The sequence below is a fragment of the Bacteroidota bacterium genome (assembly GCA_018266755.1).
GTDB lineage: Bacteria > Bacteroidota > Ignavibacteria > Palsa-1295 > Palsa-1295 > JAFDZW01.
Window position 1 is genome coordinate 1 of sequence record JAFDZW010000011.1, and the last position, 26,010, is coordinate 26,010.

22 protein-coding genes and 1 tRNA gene are annotated in these 26,010 nt (G+C 54.2%); 4 read left to right on the forward strand and 19 right to left on the reverse strand.

The genetic code is table 11. The annotated features are described in order from the left end of the window. The first annotated feature begins 286 nt into the window (after positions 1-286). Positions 287-694, forward strand: a complete 408-nt coding sequence (locus JSS75_14480) for a T9SS type A sorting domain-containing protein (GenBank protein ID MBS1904909.1) — start codon at positions 287-289, stop codon at positions 692-694. A 913-nt stretch (positions 695-1,607) separates the two neighbouring features. Then, positions 1,608-2,552 carry a hypothetical protein gene (locus JSS75_14485; GenBank protein ID MBS1904910.1) on the forward strand — a complete coding sequence of 315 codons (945 nt, stop codon included), beginning with the start codon at positions 1,608-1,610 and terminating at the stop codon, positions 2,550-2,552. Between the two features lie 3 nt (positions 2,553-2,555). Here JSS75_14485 and JSS75_14490 read toward each other — a convergent pair whose 3' ends face one another. From JSS75_14490 to JSS75_14580, 19 genes are all read right to left on the reverse strand, one after another. Beyond that, the gene (locus JSS75_14490; GenBank protein MBS1904911.1) at positions 2,556-3,833 is read right to left on the reverse strand and encodes a methyltransferase domain-containing protein; all 1,278 of its coding nucleotides are present in this window, start codon (positions 3,831-3,833) and stop codon (positions 2,556-2,558) included. After that, positions 3,830-4,840 carry a tRNA (adenosine(37)-N6)-threonylcarbamoyltransferase complex transferase subunit TsaD gene (gene tsaD / locus JSS75_14495; protein ID MBS1904912.1) on the reverse strand — a complete coding sequence of 337 codons (1,011 nt, stop codon included), beginning with the start codon at positions 4,838-4,840 and terminating at the stop codon, positions 3,830-3,832. Before tsaD ends, JSS75_14490 begins: the two co-directional genes overlap by 4 nt. Beyond that, positions 4,830-6,743, reverse strand: a complete 1,914-nt coding sequence (locus tag JSS75_14500) for an excinuclease ABC subunit C (GenBank protein ID MBS1904913.1) — start codon at positions 6,741-6,743, stop codon at positions 4,830-4,832. The genes tsaD and JSS75_14500 overlap by 11 nt, the downstream gene beginning before the upstream one ends. 163 nt (positions 6,744-6,906) lie before the next feature. Continuing rightward, positions 6,907-7,311 carry a methylmalonyl-CoA epimerase gene (mce, locus tag JSS75_14505; GenBank protein MBS1904914.1) on the reverse strand — a complete coding sequence of 135 codons (405 nt, stop codon included), beginning with the start codon at positions 7,309-7,311 and terminating at the stop codon, positions 6,907-6,909. A gap of 3 nt (positions 7,312-7,314) precedes the next feature. After that, positions 7,315-7,388: transfer RNA gene (locus JSS75_14510), tRNA-Arg, on the reverse strand. 129 nt (positions 7,389-7,517) lie between these two features. Further along, on the reverse strand, positions 7,518-8,210 hold the full coding sequence (locus JSS75_14515; protein MBS1904915.1) for a (2Fe-2S)-binding protein: 693 nt from the start codon (positions 8,208-8,210) through the stop codon (positions 7,518-7,520). 99 nt (positions 8,211-8,309) lie between these two features. Then, complete coding sequence (locus JSS75_14520) at positions 8,310-9,086, reverse strand: c-type cytochrome (GenBank protein MBS1904916.1); 777 nt, start codon at positions 9,084-9,086, stop codon at positions 8,310-8,312. Then, on the reverse strand, positions 9,086-9,880 hold the full coding sequence (locus JSS75_14525; GenBank protein ID MBS1904917.1) for a c-type cytochrome: 795 nt from the start codon (positions 9,878-9,880) through the stop codon (positions 9,086-9,088). Before JSS75_14525 ends, JSS75_14520 begins: the two co-directional genes overlap by 1 nt. Positions 9,881-9,886: 6 nt before the next feature. Beyond that, positions 9,887-11,071 (reverse strand): hypothetical protein, encoded by a 1,185-nt coding sequence (locus tag JSS75_14530; protein ID MBS1904918.1) that lies wholly within the window; start codon positions 11,069-11,071, stop codon positions 9,887-9,889. A gap of 80 nt (positions 11,072-11,151) precedes the next feature. Further along, positions 11,152-11,967, reverse strand: coding sequence for a hypothetical protein (locus tag JSS75_14535; GenBank protein MBS1904919.1), 816 nt, complete (start codon positions 11,965-11,967; stop codon positions 11,152-11,154). Positions 11,968-12,088: 121 nt separating this feature from the next. After that, complete coding sequence (locus JSS75_14540) at positions 12,089-12,514, reverse strand: ATP-binding protein (GenBank protein ID MBS1904920.1); 426 nt, start codon at positions 12,512-12,514, stop codon at positions 12,089-12,091. Beyond that, positions 12,514-12,882, reverse strand: coding sequence for an STAS domain-containing protein (locus tag JSS75_14545; protein MBS1904921.1), 369 nt, complete (start codon positions 12,880-12,882; stop codon positions 12,514-12,516). The genes JSS75_14540 and JSS75_14545 overlap by 1 nt, the downstream gene beginning before the upstream one ends. A gap of 9 nt (positions 12,883-12,891) precedes the next feature. Next, positions 12,892-15,150, reverse strand: coding sequence for a SpoIIE family protein phosphatase (locus JSS75_14550; GenBank protein MBS1904922.1), 2,259 nt, complete (start codon positions 15,148-15,150; stop codon positions 12,892-12,894). Between the two features lie 132 nt (positions 15,151-15,282). Further along, positions 15,283-16,200: a hypothetical protein gene (locus JSS75_14555; protein MBS1904923.1), complete on the reverse strand. Its 918-nt coding sequence runs from the start codon at positions 16,198-16,200 to the stop codon at positions 15,283-15,285. 77 nt (positions 16,201-16,277) lie between these two features. Next, positions 16,278-16,643, reverse strand: a complete 366-nt coding sequence (locus JSS75_14560; GenBank protein ID MBS1904924.1) for a hypothetical protein — start codon at positions 16,641-16,643, stop codon at positions 16,278-16,280. 75 nt (positions 16,644-16,718) lie between these two features. Next, a complete protein-coding gene (gene hflX, locus JSS75_14565) occupies positions 16,719-18,011 on the reverse strand; it encodes a GTPase HflX (protein MBS1904925.1) in 1,293 nt (430 codons plus the stop codon). A gap of 85 nt (positions 18,012-18,096) precedes the next feature. After that, positions 18,097-18,807, reverse strand: a complete 711-nt coding sequence (locus JSS75_14570; protein ID MBS1904926.1) for a dienelactone hydrolase family protein — start codon at positions 18,805-18,807, stop codon at positions 18,097-18,099. 1 nt (position 18,808) lies between these two features. Next, positions 18,809-19,405, reverse strand: coding sequence for a hypothetical protein (locus tag JSS75_14575; GenBank protein ID MBS1904927.1), 597 nt, complete (start codon positions 19,403-19,405; stop codon positions 18,809-18,811). Positions 19,406-19,426: 21 nt separating this feature from the next. Continuing rightward, positions 19,427-22,390, reverse strand: coding sequence for a hypothetical protein (locus JSS75_14580; GenBank protein MBS1904928.1), 2,964 nt, complete (start codon positions 22,388-22,390; stop codon positions 19,427-19,429). Positions 22,391-22,699: 309 nt separating this feature from the next. Here JSS75_14580 and JSS75_14585 point away from each other — a divergent pair, with 309 nt between their 5' ends. Together JSS75_14585 and JSS75_14590 are read left to right on the forward strand one after the other, a co-directional pair. Continuing rightward, positions 22,700-24,025, forward strand: a complete 1,326-nt coding sequence (locus JSS75_14585; protein MBS1904929.1) for a replication-associated recombination protein A — start codon at positions 22,700-22,702, stop codon at positions 24,023-24,025. Between the two features lie 82 nt (positions 24,026-24,107). Then, positions 24,108-26,009, forward strand: a complete 1,902-nt coding sequence (locus JSS75_14590) for a tetratricopeptide repeat protein (GenBank protein ID MBS1904930.1) — start codon at positions 24,108-24,110, stop codon at positions 26,007-26,009. Position 26,010 lies beyond the last annotated feature (1 nt).

The following is a 26,010-nucleotide window of genomic DNA, read 5'->3' on the forward strand; positions in this document are numbered from 1 at the left end:
CTGCGAGAAGTCAACCGATGCGGGGCTTACATGGAATCAGGTGTACACCGGAATACCACATCAACTAACCGCCTGTTTTTGTCCATCTCGAGGTCTAATTGTCGTCGGTACTTCAGAAGGGTTAGCCGCCCGATCAAGTGATTATGGGGAGCACTGGGATACGACAATCATTGGTGTTGCAAGCAGTGTGTTAGACCATATCTCATTCTCAGATTCTTTACACGGTGTAATAGCTGGTGGTTTGAGCACCTTGCGAGAGCTTTTCGCCGTAACCAATGATGGGGGGATGAGTTGGACACGGTACGACTTTGTGGCACCGCCATTGACAGGGATTGCGATGCTTAACGATAGCGTAGTGTTGGCCTGCGCGGATGGGAACATCTACCGAACGACCACCGGCGGTCTCCCATCGGGTGTGCCACCGCAACCAATGATCGATCTGAGTGTCCAGGTCTATCCAAACCCCACTCCGGGGGCTTCCACGATTCAGTATGTGCTGCCTTCGGCGACTACGGTCTCGTGTACCTTCACCGATGCGCGAGGCGTTATCGTCTCCAGCACCGCTCCACAAATTCAGGATGCCGGAACGCACACACAGCCGTTCGACGGGACGTTGCTTCCGAATGGAGTGTATTATTTCACCTTGTCCACCACGCAAGGTAGAGCTACCGGTTCGATCACGGTCCAACGATAAGGCGAGATCAGAACAACATCGCTCCGGCCGGAGCGTAGTGATTACAAGACAACAGGTGCATGTCGCATTGTTCGCTGCGCATCTCAATTGTTTAAAGAGATGAGAGAATCACGGAGGGGATGCAGGATACCGTGAGGGTTGTGAAGCTCCGCCGAAGGGATTCTTCCCCTTCGCGTTGCTCAGGGTCAGAATGACAGGTGGTTGAATGTAGAGACGCGCATATGCGCGTCTCATCGTTCGGAAAGTACCAATGATTGATTGAGTGGTGCACCAAAGAACCACCCCACCCCCTCCTCGCAGAGGAGGGGCTCTCTTATTGTCTTTGCTGACGCTGAATTCAAGGTACTGCCAATAATTTCAAATCGGCGCAAGCAAGGAAGAACAGTTGCCCCTCCTCTACGAGGAGGGGTGGGGTGGTTGTCCCGGGCGGTGCGGATCTTCCAGAAAGCAAGAACAGGCCGACAGCGGAGACGCGCATATGCGCGTCTCTACAATCAGCCCAGGTGCTCGGAATATTAACTTTTTCATGGGCACCTTGACGGAGCCATTCTTATCATGTATCTTGTCTTTGAAATGACGGGCACCAGGCGTCACAGATTCAAAATATCCATTGAAATGCAGATCCACATATACTCAGACCGCAAGCTCCCAATTCTTCCGCTCAGGTACTCAGTTGCCCGGGTGTGTGCACAATTATGTTGTTGATGATATGTGCACTTACAGACCTAATCCCGCACATTGGCACCTCGCTGGTGACGGGAACAGAATGGGAACGAAAACACCCACTTTTTGACATAATAATATTGCTGTATCATTCCTCTTGCAAGTGCGAAAATTTTTTCGTACATTTCATGTAAGCAGTTTTGCGCTCGGTGATTGAGTTTGTATTCGCGGGCTTTTAGGAGGGATCAGTATGGAACACACAGTAGGATCAGGGAATATCAATGCCACTCAATATGCTGGATTTGTCACCGGGCGCGCAACTTCCCTTCGACACGAACCGCCGACGAGTTCGACCGGCGGAGTAACGTTCACCGAACGTCCGCTTGTCGCGATCTCGGATACCGAAGTCCGTGCTCGGGTACAGTGGGGCAACCTCCCGTCGCGCCATTTCAACGTGTATTACGATCGGATCTGCTATCACGAAAAAGAAGCCGCGACGCTTGCCGTGATGCTCGACGATGCGTATCGTGCGGTCTTTGCAATGACGCACGAAGGATTCTTCGACCGGGTGCCGGTGTACTTGTGCGATCTGCGCAGCCCGTCGTTGCTTGGGCGAAAAGCCGCGACACACTTCAATGTCGGCGAGCGGTCGGTGTATATCGTCCGTTCGATGACGCTCTCGGCGGAAGCAGAGCTGATCCCGATGGTGGTGCATGCAACGAGGTTTCATCGCTACCTCAAGCACTACGGCATCACGCCGGGTTGGGCAATGCTCGAAGATGCCTACGCCACGTTCGTCGCCGAGCGCATCGCACATCATCGCCTGACGCATCCGTTCTTCGGAGCCGAGCCGGATGTCATCGCACATCACGTGATCGCACGGTCGTTTCTGCCGTCACTCAGCTATGCATGGCAAAGTGTCCGGTTCTCTTCGGATCTGGAGCGTCGAGTCCTCGCCGGAGCATTTTTGGTCTATCTCGGCGATACGGCGTCGGACGATCGGGTCACGACATTCTCGAAATGCGACGACGATGTGACCAGCACGACCTTCAGAGCATACTTTGGAAAATCGCTCGAACAATTGGAAGCAGCCTGGCACGAGCATTTACCGAAAGCGTTGATGTCGTATACCGACGACGAGCGTAACGATATGCTCGGTCATTGGAACAGCATCATGTCGAGATTGCAAGGATAAGATTCAGGCCCGTCGCAGACGAGCCACGAAAAATCCGTCTGCCCCTTCGATATCCGGACGAACACGGCGTTCTTCTTCCAGCGTAAACTCGGGATGGAGTTCGGTGAACCAGCGAACTTGATCTTCACTTTCGCTTCTCAGCAGCGAACACGTTGAATATAGCAGTACGCCGCGCGATTTGACGTACGGTGCATTTCGTTCGAGAATACTACGTTGCTTGGCGATCAGTTCGTCATGCATCTCATCGCTCAGACGCCACTTGATGCTCGGGTTGCGGCGGATGGTCCCGGTACCGCTACACGGTACGTCGAGCAGAACGACATCGAACGTCCCGAACACCTTCGGGCCGAGCATCGCATCTTGTTTGTCGGGTTTGACAATGCGGATATTCTGCGCATTACTTCGCACGACTCGTTTCCGCATCTCGTCGAGCTTACGGGAATCGACATCGGTCGAAAATATCTCACCGTGACTCTTAAGCAAACTGGCAAAGTGCAGCGACTTCCCCCCCGCCCCGGCACATGCATCGAGGACGCGAATACGATTCGAGGTGATCTTCGCAAACGGCGCGACAAGCTGGCTGCCTTCGTCCTGCACTTCGAGATGTCCTTGCTTGAACGGCTTGAGGTCCCAGACATTGAGACGTTTGGAGAGGATCAACGCATCCTCGGCAATAGCTGACGTCGTTGTTTGGATACCGAGATCATCGAGCTCCTTCTTGAGTTCGTCGCGGCCAACGAAGATGCGATTGGCTCGTAAGACGGTCGGCGCCTCTTCGTTGAGCGATCGCAGGATCGGCTCGACCTGATCGGGGCCGTAATCCTTCTCGAGCACTTCAGCAAACCAGATCGGGAAGGAATAGTAGAGTGCGAGCCGTTCGGCAGGTTTGAGTTGCTTCAGGCGTCGCTCTTCGCGTTTACGGTCTGCCATCTTCTCGAAGACATCGAGCGGATAGGTACGAGCGAAACTGTTGCCGAGCGTCTCGATAATTTTCTGCAACTCCGGCGGCCGTTCGTTTTTGAAGGCCAGCAGATATGCGGAAACGACAAGCTGTGGATGATTGAACTTCGTCTTCAGTGCATCCTGGGCCACTGCTTCGAGCCGCAGATAATGTTTGATCGTTCCGAAATAGACTTCACCGATAAAACGGCGATCCGTCGAGCCGAGATATTTTCGGTCGCGAAAAAAATCGCGAATGATAATATCCGACGGCAGCGTCGGTCGTTCGGTAAACTTCGCAAATACCTCGATGGTATGTCCGATGAGACTCGCCTTGATCATCCGGGTAATGTAGCTCGGGCTTGCGCGGTTAGTGAGAGTGGGGCACGCTCGCCGGCGGCAAGTTTTAACGCGCCGAGCATCGCTATCATTGCCGCATTATCGGTCGAGAGTAATGGCCGTGTGGTAAGGAAGCGTCGATTGCACTTCTCTACCGCTTTCTGTAACTCCGAGCGTAGCAAGCTGTTCGCACTGACGCCCCCGACGCAGACAATATCGCGCAGGCCAAATTCCTTCGCCGCTCGTAACGTCTTGGCAACCAGCACATCGACGACCGCCCGCTGAAACGATGCAGCAATATCGTGAAGATGCGCTGCAATAACATCAGGATTGTCCCGAAGATAATACAAGACCGACGTCTTGATGCCGCTAAAACTAAAATCATACGAGTCATCATGCATCATTGGCCTCGGAAACGAGACGAAGGAGTCGTCGCCTTCGTTTGAAAGGTTGTCGATCACCGGGCCTGCTGGATATCCGAGGCCCAGCATCTTGCCGACTTTATCGAATGCTTCGCCCGCCGCATCGTCAAGTGTTTTGCCGATAATACGGTACGTGCCGATATTCTCGACCACGACAAGCAGCGTATGACCTCCGCTCACGACAAGCGCAAGAAATGGCAGTTCGGGTCGTTCGTGTTCAAGCAACGCACTAAAGATATGCGCTTCGATATGATGCACGCCGACAAGCGGGACACCGAGCGACATCGAAAGTCCCTTCGCAAAATTTGTCCCCACGAGCAGCGCACCGAGAAGCCCCGGGGCATTCGTCACAGCAATGGCAGTCAGATCCGACGTATGCAGCGAGGCCTTCGCAAGCGCTTCTTCGACGATCGGTACGATTGTCTTCAAATGCGCGCGCGATGCAAGCTCGGGAATAACACCGCCATACTGTGAATGAAATAGCTGCGACGATATCACAACCGATGCCAGTTCGCCGCCGCGCAGCACGGCCGCACTCGTTTCATCGCACGAGCTCTCGATGCCGAGAACGATGCCCTCAGTTGGAATCGTGATCGCTGTGGGCACGTGCGATAGCCTCCTGTTCTTTGAAATATTGAATAATCTGTTTGGTGGCCTTCAAGCCGACAGCGCTCACCAGCTCGGGCTCGGAGGTATGCCGTACGCCATCAACCGAACCGAAGACTTCTAATAATTTCATCGCCGTCTTCTTCCCGATGCCAGGGATCTGCATGAGTTCGGTACGGATCGTACGCTTTTCGCGCAGAACACGATGATACGTGATTGCAAAATTGTGCGCCTCGTCGCGAATATGCTGTAATAACTTCAAGCTGCTCGACGTACGTGGCAACAGAATTGATTCGCTCGAACCGACGGTGAATACTTCTTCGAGCCGTTTTGCAAGACCGATAACCGGAATATCCTTCAGCCCCAGGCCGCTCAATACTTCGTATGCACTGGACAATTGGCCTTTGCCGCCGTCGATAATGATGAGATCCGGAAGTTCTGCATTCTCATCGAGCAGACGGCCGTACCGGCGCATGACCACTTCGCGCATCGCGGCGAAGTCATCATTCCCTTCGATCGTACGAAGTTTGTACTTCCGGTACTCATTCTTCTTCGGTTTGCCGTTCTCGAAGTAGACCATTGAGCTGACGTACTCGGTGCCCTGCAAATGAGAATTATCGAAGCACTCGATATGCTTCGGCAGCTTTGACAGATGCAGATCGCGTTGCAACGCCTTCACGGCATGCGGAGTAAAGTCGCTTTGCTTGAGCTTTTGGATCTTGATCTCGCCAAGCAGGAATTTCGCGTTCGTTGCTGCCATCGCGACAAGTTTTACCTTATCGCCGATCTTCGGCACAATGAGTTTCGGAGGCTTCATCGCGCCGGCGTCTTCGTCGTTCGAGAGTTCGCGCGAACGACGTGCAAGCCACTTCTCGACCGTTTCGGTATCCTCAAGTTCTACCGGAAGGAATATTTCTTCAGGGATGTAATCGGTAGTAGAATAAAACCGCTCGAGCAGTGCCTCGAGAATTTCCTGTTCGTTTTTGCCTTCGGTACCGGTAAAAAAGAATTGCTGCTTACCGACAAGTTTGCCGTCGCGGACTTTGAAGACGACACCACATGCATCATCGTCATCCGCGCTTGTGGCAAAGATGTCGCGGTCGGTGTGTTCCTCGCTGAGTACTTTCTGCTTGTTCGAATACTCGGCAAGAATCGTGATCTGGTCTCGGACCTTCGCTGCTTCTTCGAAGCGCATCTCCTCCGCATGCCGATGCATTTCTTCGCGAAGTGCTTTTTCAAGATCGCGTGTGCGGCCGGCAAGGAATTGCCTGACCTTCTTGATCATTGCAGCATACGATTCCTGGCTTACCAGTCCTTCGCACGGACCTTCGCAGCGTTTGATGTGATATTCAAGACAGACGCGCGCCCTTTTTCGGGCGATGAAATCGGCATCGATCGCATACTCGCACGTACGCAACGGAAAGATGTCGCGCAATGTGCGAAGCACATAGTGCAACATCGTCCCGTCGGTATACGGACCGAAATATTTAGAACCGTCATGACGTTTGCGGCGGGTCGGAAATACTTTGGGATACGGCTCGTTCGTGATGCACACCCACGGATAGGTTTTGTCATCACGAAGATTGACGTTATACCGAGGCTTCAGCTTTTTGATCAGCGTATTCTCAAGAATGAGGGCCTCGACATCGCTATCGGTCAGAATCAGCTCGACATCGGCGATCTTCTCGACGAGTGCTCTGAGCTTCGCATCGCCTGCGCCGCGACGATAGTTTTGAAAATAGGAACGGACGCGATTCTTCAGATTCTTTGCCTTGCCGACATAGATGACTTTGCCAGCGGCGTTCTTGTACTGGTACACACCGGGGTTCTTCGGCAGCCCTTCGAGCTTTTCCTCAAGGCGGATGTCGTCAATCGTCACCGCCAGACGAAATTGCTCGGCACCCTCGGCGATGTCGAGGGCGTCCTCTTCCTGTTCGAACTCATCGTCGAACCCGGCAACGTCATCGTCGTCGCCGTTATAGATCGGAAGTGGGTGGTAGTCAGTCACGGTAATCGATTATCACGGGAGAGCCAAGACTCGCTGAGGGTTATTTCGTATGCTGGCACAATTCTACGAGCACACCGTTCGTCGACTTCGGATGCAAAAATGCAATCTGCATTTCATGCGCACCGGGTCGCGGAGCCTCGTCGATCAATTGCACCCCCTCGGCCTTCAAACGGGTAAGTTCGGCGGCAACATCATCCACTTCGAGCGCCATGTGATGGATGCCCTCGCCACGTTTCTCAAGGAATTTCGAGATCGGGGACGACTCCGAGAGTGGCGCCGTCAACTCGATGACGCTTTCGCCCACTTTGAACGAGGCGATGCGAACCTGCTGGTCTTCGACGATCTCGTGGTGAATCTCGCCGGAGCCCAACAGCTTCGCGAACAACGATTCAGCCGCTGCAAGATCTTTGACAGCAATGCCAAGATGGGATATGCGTGTTGCCATGTGTGGTCTCGGCAGGACTTGAACCTGCGACACCCAGTTTAGGAAACTGGTGTTCTATCCATCTGAACTACGAGACCAGTCCTCGTATCGGTTTGAAAACAGTATGAGTGCGGGTCTGGTGTCCTTGCAATGTCGTTGCGGAATGTGAAGAGAATAAAAAAGGGCAGGCTCATCGCCTACCCTTTCAAGATCATGTTCTACACAACTTAGAACCACTTCCCAACCACATCGAAACCGATGACGGTCAAGACAAGCAACATGATCACCGTAAACACTCCAAAGAGTGAGATATTACGGACAAAGTTGCGCATCAAGTGGCCGTAGTCACGAGCCGGCTTCGTGCTGACTTTTACCGGTCCTGTGACTTCGCACTGACAAGCGAGGCGGTATTTCGGATTATCACGGATCAGATGGACCTTCTCCATCGCTGTCGGCTGGCTGATCCCGTCTGCCGGATCGACCGACACGCGACACGACGTGCAGAGCCCCAGGCCTCGGCAATTCAAAAGGGTCATCACGTCCGAGTATAGCGGAACACTATTCTCAAGACAGACCTGCCGAAGATTCGAGCCTTTCTCGGCGATCACGACAATATCGTCTTCGACGAATGTGATCGGGACATAGCCTTCCGGAATATTGATCTGCGAAAGATCAGCGCTGACCGTACGCTCGCGACGGATTTTCTGGTACTCGGAATCCGTACTCTCCGGAGCATCCTTGAAAAAGCCCTTAAACTCCTCGCTAACGTGCGGGGCGTCATGGTGGGCATGCTTTGCGGCAGTCGGGGTCGGGACGACCGTGCCGCCGCCTGCACCGAAGAGCCAGCGGGAGAACCCGCCGACGCGCATTTCCTCGTTATGACGCTCTAAACTCGATTTTCCGGAATGATCGTGTGACACCGTTTGGTCTCCTTTTACTCTAAGCTACAAATATACGAAACCGAGGGGGTCAGCCGGGGCGAAAACACCCGACGCGGCAGTACATTGCTGAAGCTATATTCAACGGCGAGGAGGATGCGCAGCATCGCCTGTGCGCAGCGACCAGACATAGTTCGAGAGGTCCCACCGCTCATGGGGGCTGAGTTTGCGAGCATCGAGTTCGGAGGAGAAAATGCGGTACAGGTCACGGACATCCGTCGAGAACCGGTAGTCGGATCGGTTCGTCAGGTCGCTCTTGACCATCACCTTGCCCAAGGTATTCGGTACTCCAACGGCTGGGCTGTCTCCCTTCCCTTCCGGCCCATGGCACGATCCGCACTTCGCCTGAATATATACTGCTTTCCCACGGGTAATACTTTCTGCATCCATTGGGACTTGATCGTCGAAATCGACCGGGATGATGGGGTACCAAAACGTATCACGAAATTTCGGAGCAATGCTGCGAATGAATTCGAGTATTGCCAGACGATCTTCCGGCGAAAGCGACGAGAACGACGGCATTGCCGTATTGTGAATTCCACTCGTTACCGTATGGTAAATATCGTAGTCGAGCGGCAACTCACCGCAGATCGTCGAACGATTCGCAAAGACACCTTTTGTCAGATCCGTTGGAACACGTACCATGTTCGCTGCCATCGGTCCGTCGCCTTTTCCTCCTGTCCCATGACAGGGTGCGCAGGAGAGTCGAAAGACCGTACGCCCCCGGTCAATGATTTTGATATCGGCCAAGGGGCGCATCTTCAGATGCTCCGGCGGATCTGTCACCGACGCAAAACCGACTCCCCTCACCGAAGCAAGCACCATTGCGACAGATACCAGTGACGTGACGATCCACATTACTGAATCCCTCCGATCGCCGGATATTGTTCATGGTTTTGCAGTGCCCACACGTAATTCGCCAGATGCCAGCGTTCGTCATCGCTGAGCGAATTAGTGTACGACGGCATCGGCACACCGTTGAGCCCGGTCGAGAATATGCGATAGACATCGCTCACATTCGATGCAAATTTGTACGCCGAGCGATTGGTCAGGTCGGTACTAACCACATAATGTCCGGCATCATCATGCTGCGTCGGGGCCGCCGGTCCGTCACCTCTGCCAAAGTTGCCGTGACAATCGTAGCATTTCATTGCAACGTATATCTTGCGTCCCTGGGCAAGCCCTGCGGGAGTTACCGGCAGCGGTTTTGAGAGCTTGACGGTATCGAGTGGATATTCTTCCGAATCCGAAAACCGTGTCGATAAAGTTTTGACATACGCGACCAGCATCCACCGCACCTTCGGATCGAGTTGTGCGAACGGCGGCATGCTCGATGTGTGCACACCTGCGGTGATCGTGCGATAAATATCGTAATCGGTCGGGAGTTGACCGCTGGCGGTCGAACGGTTTTTATACACCCCGAGTGTCAGATCGCGCGGAAGATTGCGCAAGTTTGCCGCAATCGGACCGTCGCCTTTACCTCCTACCCCATGACATGGCGAGCATGACCATTCAAAGTACACCTTGCCTCTGGCTGCACGGTCGGCCTCGTTCTCGACAACCTGTACCGGGTTCTTCGGACGTGTCGTTCCTCCCAGCGCGAAGGCACCGGCAAGCAGAAGCGCGACTACACGTATAGTAAGCGGTATCATGTCGTATCAGAATCCGAAGAGCACTCCAAGAACCGCACTCGTCGTCGAACGATCGAGCAGCCCGATGCGTCGTTCATCCAATTGCGTCGCCCCTGCCGAGAGCACAACATTCGGCAGGACGTGATATCGAATTCCAAGATCGAATTGCCGATTGAGGATGCCGAGCTCCTTGGCCTCGGCATAGTCGAGGCGGGCAAAGGCATAGAAGCGCTCGGGCAAGATGATAATGTTCGTCCCGATCAATGCGATAGTACTATTGGCCGTATGGCCGCTGCTATCGGCTTTCGCGTCGAAGCCCCTCACAAATTCGCCGCAAAGCTGGAAGCGCTTGAGCCATGGGTCGGTCAGCTCGATGTTCACGGCGACTCGGTTTGTCGCATTATCCCAGTGTACTGTAGGGGTAAGGGCATCGGCGATCGTTTGTGTGCCACCGAAATAACTCAGACCAAACCGCAGCGGTGTATTGTCGAGGTAGATCGTTTGATCGAGTCCGACGAAGACGGCCCTGTTCTTTCCAAGGTCGATCTCGCTGAGATTGCCGCCGTATAATCCGACTTCCCATCTCAATCCCTCGAAGACTTGCGGAAGCAGCCCGAATGCCGATAGCCCGAACATCGGGTCGGTAAGGATGAACGTATTGACCTCCGAGTCGACCATCGAGAACGGTGCATACGATGTGACGAACGGATCGGCATTCGAGAGGATCACATTTGCCGGATACGCGACGAGCGGCGACATCTTGCCGAAGCGTAGATTCAGATTCCCGAGCCCGTCGCCGAGAATATCGGACCATATCACTTCGGCAGTAAGCACATCGATACCGACGTCACTTCCTGCGATCGCCACGGGTGTCTCGGCAAAATATGAAAAATGCGGCCCGAGCTGACCGGTGCTAAACAGAGCAAGTTCGATGCCGGAGAATATTGTCTTTCGTACTGCACTCGAATCGCTCAGATTGTTTTTCGTGCTTGTCGTGACAATCTTCGGATGTGCGACCAGAGCGAGCGGGAACGGTCCCTGATCGACCTGCGCGGTTGGATCAGCGCTGGCACCGGGCAATTGAAAACCGGATGCCTGGAATCGGCGGCCAAAATCGTTGAGGAGCGGCGGTGTGGTATGGCATGTAAAACATGTCGTGCCGTACTTCCTGGCAAACAGTGGGATCGCCCGAACATCGACGGTGATAAGCATTATTACAAGCGCACACGCCAACACAACGCCGGGATGAAATCTTCGGAATGGGTGGAGGGTATTCATATGCGTGTCGACCGTTAGCGGAGATCGAAGTTACATTGAGCACTGGCGCCGTCGCCGACCACAACTTCACGCTCTTGCACGACGGGATCACTAAAGATCGGCCGACCGTCTACGCCCGACTCTTTCTGCTCCCACCCCTCGTGCCACATAACAACGGTATACGTGCCGGCCGGAAGCCCGTCCAGCGAGAACGAGCCGCGTTCGTCGGTCACTACGGCATACGGATTCGCCGTCACCCAGATCCACGCGGACATCCAGGTATGCCCCGCATCGCATTCTACGTTGATCATCCCCTGCTTGCGCAGTTCTTGCATCGAGCGTTGCCCTTCATTTGGCTGCGCAATATTAAATGCGGTCGAGCGCTCGGCTCGGTTGCCTGCATAGCTATAAAAATATCCATGGCAGTTATGCAGCACGGGATCTTCGTTCTTGAACTCGATGCTCGATCCGCGCGCTGCAACGACCAGATGCGGCCAGAAACGGCAGCTCGTCTGGGTAATCGAGGCTTGCTTCATCGATGTCGTCGAAGCAGCCGGCGGATTCTTGATGAATATCAGCGTTGATTGCACACCGTTCCCCGCACCGAGCAGCAGCCGGTCGAGCGGATGTTCTTTCCCACATGCCGCGTCGCCGACGGCTGTCATTGTTAGCTTCTTTGGGATTTTGCCACTAAACGTTACTGTCCCACGAATCGACCCCGAGGACGGCGCCGGTCGTTTCAAGGATTTCGATGTATGAAGTGCGCTCTGTGTTGTCGGAATGCCAATGGTGGAGAACATGAAGCAGACCATCACAATTTGCCACGCAAACGCAGCAATCTTTCTGTTCATCGTATGCTCTTTCTGCTATTGCATACGGCAAAAATACAGGACCAGCCCCCCTCTCAACAAGGACTAAAGTTGTCGTATATCGATAATCGGATTATCTCGTGAGAGTTACACAGGGCGGGCATTACGTTCGCTTGATGAGTTTGACGATACATTTACCATCGCGATAGTCAAAGGTGATATCGTCGACGAGATGATGCATGAGGAAGATACCGAGTCCGCCCGGCGTCTTGGATTCGACACGTTTTGAGATTGTTTCTTTATCCGGTGCGGTCGGATTGAACGGCTTGTCATCTTCCCAGGTGATCTCGTAGATCACTTCGTGGTGTTCGCGGTCGCGTTCGCAGGCACAACCGATCGAACATGGATGATGGCTTGCGACGTGACGGATTACGTTCGTTGCGGCTTCATCGACGGCAAGGGCAAGCTGGCGCAGCGCTTCGTCGGCAAGACCGAGCATCTCGCCCGTCTGAAGCACAAACCGGCGAAGCTCCGCCAGCACCGAAGTATCCGGCGGGAATACGCGTGATTGGATGATCTCTTCAGTCATTACGATGCAAATGAGCGTGCTGCTTCTTCGACGGTCGGTGCGATCGTAAAGACGACCGGAAATCCGAGCAGGTCGAGTACGTGATAGATCTTCTCGGGTACCGCACCGAACTTCATGTCACCGCCGTCGGAGCGGACCTCCTCGATAAAGCCCATGAGTACACCGAGCCCGGCACTGGAAATATATTCGAGCGACGAGAAGTCGAGCACGATCTTATGTTCGTGTCCGTGGCGTACGAGTTGTTCGAGAAATCGCTCGAACTCCGGCGCAGTATGTGCATCCAGTTGGCCCGAAAGCGCCACGACCGCAACGCCGCTTGTGGGCGACGAAGCCTGGGTGACAGAAAATTGTGACGGTGTTGTCGCCATACGGTCCTCTTATATTTTTCGAATGATCACAAATGTGGCATCGTCGGTGAACTGCGCATTGCCTGCGAAGAGCAGGACATCGCGCAAGATTCGGTCGGTCATTTTCGCAACGGTCGTTTCGAATCGCGCACCGCGGACGATCTCGGCGAATCGGACGTATCCGAGTTCTTCGCCATCGGCATTTCGTACTTCGGTGATGCCATCGCTGAAGAGAATCAGCGTTTCGCCGGGGTCGAGCGCGATTTGCTTTTGCTCGAGCACTGTATCGAAGATGTTCTTTCCAACAAACCCTACACCCATGCCTTTCGGCTGGAGATATTGGTATTCGCCGTTCGCCTCGAAGATCAGAAGTGGCGTGTGGCCCGCACGCGAATACGTCAGGAGATTATCCTTGAATGCGATCGCCGCGAGCGTCACAAACGCGCGGCGGAACCCCTGTTCGGTGATATTACGCATTAATGCGTCGTTCGTTCCAACGAACAACTCCCGAAGATTCATCATCATCGGCGCCAGCGCCTGCACAATGCCTTTAATCTCGGCCATAAAGATGGATGCCGAAATTCCCTTGCCCGAAACGTCACCAATGACAACCATCGGCGAACCGTCCCATAACGCGGTAAAATCGTAGTAATCGCCACCAACTTCGTATGCCGGAATGCTGATCGCGCTGATCTCGAATCCGGGTACATCGGGTACGCGACTCGGTAGGAGGCTCTGTTGCATCGAACGGGCGGCTCGCAATTCGCCATCGAATTTTTGCTTTTCGATCGAATCGGCAAGCAACCTTGCGGTATCGAGCGCCAGCGATGCGATGTCGCTGAATGCCGTCAGAACGGTCACATCCTCATCGTCGTATCCGTATTCATGTGTTTTTGCAACGTAGATTGCTCCTCGCGATTCATCGCGGTGCAGCAACGGAATTGCAATCAACGAGGAGAGCGTCTCGAGTGTAAACTCCGGATCCGACGGCGAAGCGGAGAGTAAGTCGCCGGTTGTAATGAGCACCGGTTTGTTCGTCGTTGCAAGCTCGTCCTGCAATGATTTCGGTACACCGCTCGAGCGAAGCTGCGGATGTGGTGTACGGACCACATAGTCCGTAATGTCCTGCGTGATGTTATTGAAGGAGCGATAGACTCGCGTATCGCCGGTTGCCGCACCGAACGCGGGTTTGAAGTTCAGCACCAGCCAGGCACAATCCGATTTTGTCGCCTCACGCGCAAGCGCCGTGATCTGGTCGGCAAGGCGCGGAATATCGAGCAGAAGTTCGCTCGTGAGAACGTCCGAGCTGAAGCGAGTTAGTTTCGCAAGCGATTGTACTTCGGCAGCGCGACGTTCGACAAGTTCGGTCGAAGAGAGCGAAAAGAGCGCGGTGAAGAAGATCAGGGCAAAGTACGCTGCCATACCGAGCATCGATACGAGTATGATGCTGTGCAAGAGGATCGCGTATCGCTCGATGAGGTGCCCGGTAAGACCAGTCGCATAACTGATGAAGACACTGGTGGACAATAATACTGCCAGTGCACTGAAGATGAGCAAGCGGTTCTTGTCTTTGCGAGAGACGTGGGGAATCCAGTCAATGCGAAACCACAGGAACAATGTGGAAAAGATCACCAGGAATCGAAGACCATAGAGTGCGATGTCGCTGCTCATATCTCCGGCCAGGATCGAACGATCGCGCAAATATTCGGCGATGCCAAACAATCCGATCGGGATCAGCCAGGCGACAAATTTTCGCCGTACCTCCACGGTTTTTTGCCACAGAAACAGCAGTTTCGCAAACCCCACCATGATTGCGGCAAACCCCGTGAGCCACACGATCCCCATGATATTGATACTCACGACCGTGTTCGGGACCATCGCCTCGTACTCGGTATTGAGCTTCAGGACGAACAAATCAGGAAGAAACGAAAACAACTCACCGACTGCCAGCGCAACAACGAACCACCGGAGTGCCCGCACCGGGATCGTGCTTGCCTCCGGTTTCCCTACTCGGCGAGAGAGATCGCGGTAGCGGAAAATAAGCGGATCGAGAGCGCGAGAGAAAAAGAACAGCGTGAGAAGTTGCAGTGCCGTACGCACCACGTCCAGCGTCAGCCCCTGCATCGTCCGCAGCGAATACGAGACGAGATTCAGAACAAGGATAATGACAAAGGTTAGCCCTCCGATCAGGGCGTAGAAGGCCGAACGGGTAGCAGCGCCCTTGGCGATCGCCTTGTAGCGCTGTCGAACCATCGACGTAACCGATATCTCCTTTGTATCCTCGTTCATTCCAGAAGCTTATCTATACGCTTTTGCGCATCGGAGAGTTCAGGAAGACCCCGAAAGCTACCCACAACCTCACTGCACAACAACTATCCGGCTCCCCAAGACCTCGGAGCCTGGCTGACGATCGCAACCGTCTTATCGCATCTTCAACCTGACGGTATTCGAATGCACGCCGGAAATCATGAGGGTATCGTGCACTACTGGAATACGAATCGTATTCGGTTCATCGTCCCACGCAAGCGTAATATTGATCGTGAAATTATCATACCCGTTCGGGTCTTTCTTCTCGTCAGCTGACCACAGCTCGAGCTCGTTCTTCTTGTGGTAGTTATCACGGTCACGTGCCGCGCGTGGGGTAAAGGAAATACTATCGAACCATATTTCGGTCGACGCGGTAGAATCGCCGCCGTGTGCATCCTCGATCACTACTTGTTGCCGCCGCATCGTGGTTGGGTCAATATAGGTCAATAGCCCGAAGTATGCCTTGTCCGAATCAAAATCCGGCTGTGGCAGTGCGGCTTGGCGGCTGAGGATACCGATATAGCGCTTCGTTCGTTGATTGGGGATACTGACCGTTGCAAGCTCGGAACTGAGGTTCATCAGTTTCTTGCCATCGCTGTATCGGTAGAGCATGTACCCGTGTTCGGCACCACAACATCCGTACTGAACCGCCTGCAAGTAATCACTGCCGTAATCTATGTGATTCGCCTCTATCGACTTCTTCCAGATCGGCTGCTTGAAGTTATCATCACTCGAGGATGCCACCAGTTCGATACTCCCCTGTTCCCCCTCCATTGTCGTTGCCGAACGTTGCGTGCTGACTTCCTTGATCAGATAAGTCTGTATTCTTTGTACTTCATCACCAGACCACTCGTGAATCGTGTGATATGATACCGTCTTCGTGATCTGCTCTTCCCGGTCGTACCCGCCGTCGGTATCGCGGACGATCTTGACAGTTGAGAAAGCGCTATCGTGAAATACCTGCCGATAGCGTGCCGATGCCGGTTGCGCATGAACGGTAGCGAGACCGGACAATAACAGGAGGCACGACACAGCTATCGTACAAATTCCAATTCGTCGGTACAGATGCATCTACAGTAACTGAAAACTGAAGCGCACAAATCTACGGCTTAGTTGTCGATATCGGGAGAGATACCTCGTGCGTAATCGAGCGAATCTTTGAATTGTACGAGTGTGTCGATAAAGCCTTTCAGGGCAACATTCTCAACGACATTCGCTTGTATTTCAGCGAGTTCTCCGCGCGTGAAATGACTCAGATACAGCATGACACTATCGTGTTCTGCCGGTGTTCGTGCCGAGGTATGTTGTTGCATACAATACGGTTTCGGGCCCATCCGGATCTCATGCCGGAGGCTGTCGATCGTTCGCTTGTAACTCCACTCGGAACGACTGACGTCTCGTTCGTCGATATACGCCCACACAGCGAACCAGACCGAAAGTAGTGTGAGACTGCTGAGAGTTATGAGAGTACGCATGGCATGTCCTCCGTAATAGTCGCTACGGGGGACACACACAATTACTATACCACGTTTGCAGGCATTAATACATCCCTATGCGGCGCGAGCGAGCAAGCGTTCGACGCGAGAGACATTTCGGCGATGGACGAGCAATTTCAAGAGCACCGACCGGTCGGTATAGCGACGTTCCTTTACTTCCGCAAGCTCATGCAACCGCGATGCGATCTCGTAATGATCCATCGGCACCTCGACTTCCATTTCGCTTGACGCTTCGTTGAGGAGCACGGAGATTTCATGGCGGAGCGTCGGAATGCCGTACCCTCGCTCTGCGCTTACAAACACATGATGCGGGAATCGGGCGGCAATCTCGTTCAGGCGTTCTCGGTCTTCTTTATCGACCAAATCGGTCTTATTGAACACTAAGATCACGGGCTTGTCGCTTGCACCAAGCTCTTGGATCGTTTCGTTCACGACAGCAATATGCTCTTCAAGATCAAGCGAGCTCGCATCGACCACATGCAAGAGAATGTCGGCCCCGACAACTTCGCTGAGTGTAGTACGGAAGGAGGCAACGAGTTTCGCGGGTAGTTTGCGAATAAAACCCACCGTATCGGTCAGCAGAATTTTACGATCTTCCGGCACATCTACCGACCGTGTCGTTGCGTCGAGCGTAGCGAAGAGACGATCTTCGACGAACACACCTGCACTCGAGAGCGTATTCAGGAGTGACGACTTCCCGGCGTTAGTATAGCCAACGAGTGCAACACGCGCAAGCTCATCGCTGCGGCCTTCGCGCCGAGTCTCGTGTTGACGAGCGATCTGAACCAGTTTCTCTTTCAGCTTCGAGATGCGCGTTTTGATAAGCCGACGATCGGTTTCGATCTGCGTTTCGCCAGGACCTTTCGTGCCGATTCCGCCATATTGTTTGGACAAGTGCGTCCATTGACGTGTCAGTCTCGGCAGATAATACTCCAACTGCGCCAGCTCGATCTGTGTCTTTGCTTCGCGTGTACGAGCGCGTGAGGCGAAGATATCGAGAATAAGGCCCGTGCGATCCAGCACCTTCACTTTCAATTCCTGCTCCAGGTTTCGCACCTGCACCGGCGAAAGATCGTCATCGAAGAGCACGAGTTGCAGTTCAAGCATCTCGACATGTTTCCGAAGTTCTTCGACCTTGCCTTTGCCGAGATATAACGCAACATCCGGCAATGGGCGCTCCTGCGTCAGGCGCACGAGCACATCGGCACCGGCGGTGTCGGCAAGTCGCTCCAGTTCGTCGAGGTGATCTTCTGTTTCGGGTCGGGACTGTGGAGAGCGCACGAGCGTAATGATAGCAGCTCGTTCACGCGGCTTGTTCGTTTGGAAATACTCGAATGTTTCTTTCAAATCGGTTGAGGTCTCCTTATACTATTGCAAACTCCGCGACTGCCAGCTCTGTTCCGCATCCAGGAATACCCGAATATTATCAGCATTATACGAGCAGCCGATTTCGAAGAAATGCCATCGAAAGTGCCCACGCTTCTGTTGCGGCGCGTGGGTTATACGCCGCCCGCTCGTCGCAGTGAAATCCGTGCTCGGCATGCGAGAATTCCGCACTCACGAACTCCTTTCCTGCCCCTTTCATCGCCGCTGCGACCGCTTCGACGTGTTCGTGGGTAATACTTTTGTCCAGACCGCCCCATACGAAGAGATGAGGCGCATGAACTTCGCTTGCGCGCGGTAAGAGCGGCATCATCCCACCTGCGTAGAACGATACTCCTGCTACGATCGGCAGCGTGACGTTCGCAAGGAACGAGACACGACCACCCATGCAAAAACCGATCGAGCCGATCGGGAACGGCTCGTTACTCATGCTCCGCAGATGATGGAATGTCGCAGCGAGGTCTGCTGCAATCGTTTCCTGGGTCAGCGCCATCACATGCGGTCGGGCAGATTCGAAGTCGGTATATGTCCACACAGACCCCGGCCCGGTTGTGCGGTGTAAGAATTCGGGTGCAATCGCGACATATCCCTCACCGGCAAGTCGGTCGCAAATATTTTTAATGTGTGAATTTACTCCGTATGCCTCCTGGCCGACGATGAGCCCCGCGCGCATTGGCCCGCCAGCTGGCTGCGCGCAGTATGCTTGCATGGCTGTCCCATCGGTAACCTCGAGCATGATCAGATCCGATCTCGTCACCATATTATTCGAGCGTTTTATATTGTGAGCGAAAGGTAGAGAGAGGGACAACGACATTTTCGCGGCCCATGGGATCGAAGAAGATCAACACCAGAAAATCATATTTCAACAGGTCCGCATAGAGATCCGCACTCGCGACGCTAATGCGTCCGCTGCTATACGCATCCTTGAATTGAATGGTACAGAACTCCGGATTGCAGTCTTGATAAGTCACATGCGTGCGAGTATTTGTGTCGATCACCATTCCATGCGAGCCGTCAGGATGCGTGGTCCGGGTTGCGAATGCAAGAAATGCGTCTTTCGATCGCTCGACCGGCGCAGGGATCATGATGCTGACGACTGCCGGTCGCTCGACGGTGCGGTCTTTCGAGACCGTTAGTGTGAGTACGGTTACAGAATCGTGCCGGATATAGGGGACATCGAGGTACATGATGTTCCCACGAGGCGAGGGCTGGATATCCCACTTTGCTGCCGCGATGGCAGAATCGGAGAGAAGCTTCGGGTCGGCCTTCGCCTCTTGCGCACGTGTGCTTCTGGCGTTGCCGAACAGCAACGCCCCAAGCATGAAGATGTGAATATGGGAGAAGGACAGTCTGTGCATCAACGATAGCCTTCGCGATCGTTACTTGCGAACAAAGATCATTTTGTTCGTCAACCGTGCACCGCTTGCCGTTTCGAGCGTATAGAAATATGCTCCACTTTCGACGCTCGTACCGGCATCGTCGGTGCCGTCCCAGAAGGCGTCCTGTTCGCCACCGGCTTGGGTGAGATGATTGACCAGTGTCCGAACAACCGCGCCCGTCGCAGCATAGATGTTCAGCGTCACAACGTCCTCATCGGCAAGCTGGTAACGGATGCGCGTACTTCCGGCTGCCGTCGCACTGGCGATAAATGGATTGGGAAAATTCTGATCGAGTCGCACCTGTGCACTCGCCCCATAGCTGACATCCACCATATTCGATAGATGCAGCGTCCCGTCGAGATCGACTTGCTGCAACTGGTACGTGTAGTGTCCGGGAGCAAACATCGAATCGAGGAATGCATAATCACGCTGGGTGTTCGAGTTGCCCGCTCCTTCGACAAAGCCGATACGCTCGAATGGGGCATAATTATAACTGCGCGTGATATAGAACCCGGAATTCGAGATCTCGCTGTCGGTCCGCCACGAGAGCTGCGTACCCTTCGAGGTCTTTGTCGCGGTAAGTCCGGTAAGTTCGACCGGAAGGATATTCGTATTCGCTTCCCAAATACTGCGGCCGTGCGTTCCTACACGGATCGTCTTTCCGTTGGCATGAACCTGCACATCGTAACAAGCTGCAAGACCGAGCCCCGAACCCGCGATGGTCCACTTCGCACCGGCGTTCGTGGTATAGTAGATGCCATTGAACGTGGCCGCATACCATACGCTCGACGGGTTCGTGGAGTCGATCGCAACACAATTGACCGGCACGCCCGGCAACCGACCGGCTGAGGTACCGCTGACATCCGTCCACGAGGTGCCGCCGTTTGTCGTCAGCATTACCCGTGCACTACCTTGTGAGTACGACGCAAGGGAAATGATGGCAAAATCGGAATTTGTCGGATGACAGACGATCGAGAGAATCGAATTTTTCGGCACCCCGGTAGAGGCGTCGTTCCAATTCGCACCACCGTCCGTCGTTACTTTCACCCCTCCGCCTGAGGTACCAAGCCACCACACGTTGGCATCCGACGGCGAAAGGCCGATCGAGCTAACATACCCTCCGAATGCAGGAGAAACTGCCGTCCAACTTGTACCCGAATTATTCGACCACCACAGCTTCGTCCGACCGGTAAAGAGCGTTTGCGAGTTCTTCGGAGCCATCCGGAACGGCGCATCCCATGGGGCATTTGCTTCAAAGTTCGAGCCAGTAATATCCGTCGGAGTTGTGCCGTTAACACGGATAAGGTCGCCTTGCGGACCTTCGACATACCAAATGTTCGAGTTCGTCGGATCGACGATCGGTTGAAAACCGTCGCCACCCCATACTTGCGACGGCGATTGCCCGGTGACCGTCTTCCAATATCCCTGATCCTGAAAACCGGCCAGCGTCTTCTTGAAATCACCGGCATCGAGTGCAATGTGATACACACGCATCGTCATCATGCCGTTCGAGGAGTATGACCATGAGGAACCGGAATTGCCGGACTTATATACTCCGCCATCTGTACCGATAAATACCGTGCGTGAATTGTTCGGGTCAATCCCGATCGACTGATTATCCACATGGACATAGGAATGCGAACCGTAATCGCTGTATGCGGTCCACGAAGAACCCCCATTGTATGAACGGTACGCTTCGACACCGCCGATATAGAGCGTATCGTGGCTCGCTGCGCTCGGTGCAACACCGAGATACAGATCATACCAACCCTGCGCACCCGCACCAACATTGAAGAGTGTCGAAGGTACTGTTATATTGGAGAACGTAGTCCCTCCATCGGATGAAAAGTAGAGCCCAGCTCCGTTGAGATCGCCGTTCGGGTTTGCCATTAAACAGTACACCCGCGTTTTGTCATATTTCGTAACGCCAAGGGCAGCCTTGCCAATCGAACTGCCGCCGGGAAGCCCGCCGCTCGTTATCTTCGCCCACGTCGATCCGCCGTTTACCGACTTATACACTCCACACTCCGCCGACGATCCACCGGGATTATTTCCTTCGACGAAGTACATGATCAGATTATTGCCGACCGTCTGCGCGCTAATCACATCCCAAATGATGCCGCCTGCATTGCCGCTGCTTGGGAACACCTTGCTAAACGTTGCGCCACCGTCGGTCGAACGATACAACCCGCGACTCGAAGCGTCATAACTTGTGGCGAAGACGATACTCGAATTCGACGGATGCACGAATACTTTGTTCACCGTCCCTTTGAACGTCGAGGCGGCGATGCGCGACCACGTCGCACCACCGTCGGTAGTCTTATAGAGCCCGCTGCCGCCGAGTGCATCGATCGCGACCGCAGGGTCGCCGGTACCGACATAGACCGTCTTGGTATTCGAAGGATCGACCGCGATAGAGCTGATCGCAAGGTCGGGTATGATGTTATCCGTCAGTGGCAGCCACGACGAACCGCCGTCCGTCGATTTCCATACTCCACCGGCTGCTCCGCCCGCATAGATGATCTTCGAGTTCGACGGATCGAACGCCAACGCTTTGGTACAACCGGCCGCAATATTCCCATTGCTGGTCGGGCCGATGTTCGACCATGCATCGGCAAAGATCGGAAGTTTGCTGCCTACGGATTTCATCGATACACCGGCCGAGCGGTACATATCCTGCTTCGCCTGCTCGAATGCGGAGAGGCGCGCCTCCGTTGTTGAAGCTCCTTCGGGTGTTGCCGTGCGAGAAAATTCATCGAGCAGACGTGCGAATGGCTTCGTACGGCGAACGCTTTCCGGGATCGAATTTAATGTGCCAAACACACCACTGTTCGTCGGGGCGCTGACCGGCTCGCGTAGCAACTCCTCCTCTTCCAGAGCCGATTGTGCCCGTACACCCGGGGCCAACACGACAAACGAAAAACAAACAGCCATCAATAAGAATGGTAATTGCGTACGCTTCATAATAAGTATCTATATCCTCTCTCAGTAATTGCCCAGCGGCGCTGGGCATCAACACGTCCCAACAACTGCGCCGATGGATGGGTAGCTAAGTTTAAAAACCATTAGGTTGCCTTTTGTTTCAGGATTATAAGCACCGAAAATGGTAATATCGCTGTAACTCCAACTATCAATATCCTTACACCGTTGTGGGTATTTAGGCCCGAACGTCCCGAATCAATCAACCCCTTGAACTCGTTCGTACTTCTAATACGTACGATAGTCACGAGCACCTCTATGGCGAAGAAACAACCGTACCCCGACTCACAGCCGATGCTTGGCGGCGAACTCGACCCGCCGGCCGACCGCTTCGCGCCGCTTGCCGAGCGAATGCGGCCTCGGACGATCGACGATATCGTCGGGCAAACCCATTTGCTCGGTCCGGGGAAGCCGCTGCGACTGATGTCGGAATCGGGTGCGATCCACTCGATGATTCTCTGGGGCCCGCCGGGTACAGGCAAAACGACGATCGCGCGTTCGCTGGCGTCACGGACCGGTGCGGCCTTCTTCGCGCTCTCTGCGGTGGCTTCCGGCGTCAAGGAATTGCGCGAGACGATTGACGAAGCTCGTCGGGCAAATGCTCGCAACAAGAAACGCTCGATTCTCTTCATCGACGAAATTCACCGGTTCTCAAAATCGCAGCAGGATGCATTGCTCGGAGCCGTCGAAGACGGAACTGTGACCCTCATCGGCGCAACCACGGAGAACCCATCGTTCGAGGTAATTTCGCCTCTGCTCTCGAGAGCACGGGTGTACGTGCTTGAACCACTCGGGGCGGACGCGCTCCGTGAGGTTATTTCCCATGCGTTGAAGAACGACACCGAGCTGAACCGACTGTCGATCTCGTTCGCAGACGCGGCAATGAGTTCGTTGCTTGCACTTAGTGGCGGCGACGCACGAAAGCTGCTCTCTGCACTGGAGCTTTCGGTCTCGCTTGCACCTCGAACGGAGGATGGTGGTGCCGTTCTGACTCAAGAGATCGTCGAGAATGCATTCGGGCGCAAGGCATCGCGCTATGACAAAGGCGGGGAGATGCACTACGATATCATCAGCGCCTTTATCAAATCAATGCGGGGTTCGGACCCGAACGCATCGCTCTACTGGCTTGCCCGCATGATCGAAGCAGGCGAAGACCCGGAGTTCATCGCGCGACGCATGATTATTCTAGCCTCGGAAGACATCGGCAATGCCGATCCGTTTGCACTTTCGCTAGCGACTAGCTGCTGGCAGGCGACGCATGCCGTCGGCTGGCCGGAGTCACGCATTATCTTCGCACAATGCGTTGTGTACCTGGCGATGGCTCCGAAGTCGAATGCATCGTACATGGCGATTGACGCTGCGATGGCCGACGCCGCGGCCGACCCGAATCTGCCCGTTCCGATGCATCTGCGAAACGCGCCGACCAAGCTCATGAAAGAACTCGGGTATCACGAAGGATACAAATATGCTCATAGCTACGAAGGCGGCTTCACCGATGAGATTGCCTACCTACCCGAAAGCTACGAGGATAAGGTCTATTACGATCCGAAAGGCTATGGCCGCGAAAAGCAGATTCGAGAGCGGTTGGAGACATTGATGCCGAAGAAATACAAGAAGTAGCGCCGACTTCCGTCGGCGCCCCAGGATTCTTTGTGTTGTTCACGACAGTTACAAATCCGAACGACCTTCGTAGATCCAAGTAATGATTCGCTCGATCTGCATCGCACTACTCATTGCGGCATTACCGCTCGCTGCCGTTGCGCAAGAGCCGGGATCGCAGGAGTTTCTCCAGAAGCTGCAGCTTGCATCTATTTTCGATGCACGCGGCGACTATCAGAATTCGTCGAGACTCTACGAAGAACTGTACCACCTTCAGCCGGATAATCCCGATATTCTCTTCGGCTATGTGCGCGTGCTCACAGCACTCAAGCGATTTACAACTGCTGATTCGGTACTAACCGATGCGCTTTCACATCCGACGAATCAGGCATACGACCTCTACCTCCTTCTCGGTAAAACACGTTCGATGCTCGGCCGAAAGGCCGACGCACTCGATGCATTTCACAAGGCGATCGATGCGGGCTCGGGGCAAAATCCATATAGCCTTACGTATGCAGTTTCACAAGCCATGTCGGATGTCGGATATACCGACGAGGCGCTCAAGCTATTGCAGGATCATCGCAAGAACGAACAAGATGGACAATTCTATACGCCGCTGATCGGCGATCTGCTCTTTCGCATGGGCAAGTACGATCTCGGGACGCGCGAGTTCTTATCCCTGCTGCGCTCGAACGATAAAAGTGCATCGATCGGTAATATTCTTGCAAGCATCGAAGGGCGCATCTCGCGCTTCACGGCCGACACCGCAAGCAACCGGACGATTATACGTACTGTCATCGCACAAATTAATACCGAGACCGATAACATCGCAGAGCTGGAGTTGCTGGAGTGGTGCTACGGCGAACTTCGCAATTACGACGGAGGACTCGACGTCGCCTTGCGCATCGACGGACTTCGCGATCAAAAAGACAATGGGTTCGCGCTGATGCAATTTGCCGATAAAGCAATCTCCGAAGGCGCATTCGATGCTGCATCACGGGCATACGCTGCAGCCGCACAACGCGCCGAAGAGCATACCACGCCCGACACTCGTACCGAGCTATATTACGATGCAAAGCTCGGTGTTCTGCGCGCAAAACTGGCCGCGCTCGAACGCCGCGTTCCTCGTGACGACAATGCGATCCGCGCCGTTGTAACTGAATATGCATCGCTCGGTACGTCACCTGTCACCCCCACAGAGATTGCACTCGAAGCGCTCGATCTCGCTGGAGACGCCGCACTCAATACGCTGCATGACCCTGCACTTGCAAAGCCATACTATGAAGCAATTGTCAAACGTTCGACATCGATGCCGAGCGTGACACGCGATGCATACTTCGCACTCGAATCGATCGCTCTCGCACAAAACCAAATCGACGTCGCACGCAACGAACTTGAAGCACTTAGCACGTTGCTCGATCGACGTCGACGTTCGGAGGACATCGAGATCCGGCGACACATCCAGTTTGAAAAGGCTCGCATCTTCTACTTCGAAGGCCGCTTCGACACGGCCCTCGCAACACTCACCCCTATTGTTGCTGCATCGTCGAGCGAATTTGCGAACGATGCGATCGCGATGCAATCGCTCATCAGCGAGAACCGAGAAGGTCCGAGAGACGCGGCATTAACGGTATTTTCAAAAGCCGAGCTTCTTTCGCTCGGTGCCGATCTGCCGACCGCACTTGCGGGGTACCAGTCGATTGCCCAAACCAATCCGAAGCCTGCAATCGCGGACGAAGCGATACTGCGCGCTGCAGACCTTCTCGTGCGCCTCGGCAAACCAAGCGATGCCGTTTTGTTACTCGAGAACATGCAAGACACGATGACGGATAGCCCCCTTCTCGATCGCGCTGCCATGCGTCAAGCCGAAATTACCGAACACGAACTGCATTCAAAAGACAAGGCCCTCACACTCTATCAGGATTTTCTCGCGCGATATCCGAAATCGCCACTCTGTACCGAAGTCCGTCAGCGAGCTCGGCGGCTACGAGGTGATATATTTTGAT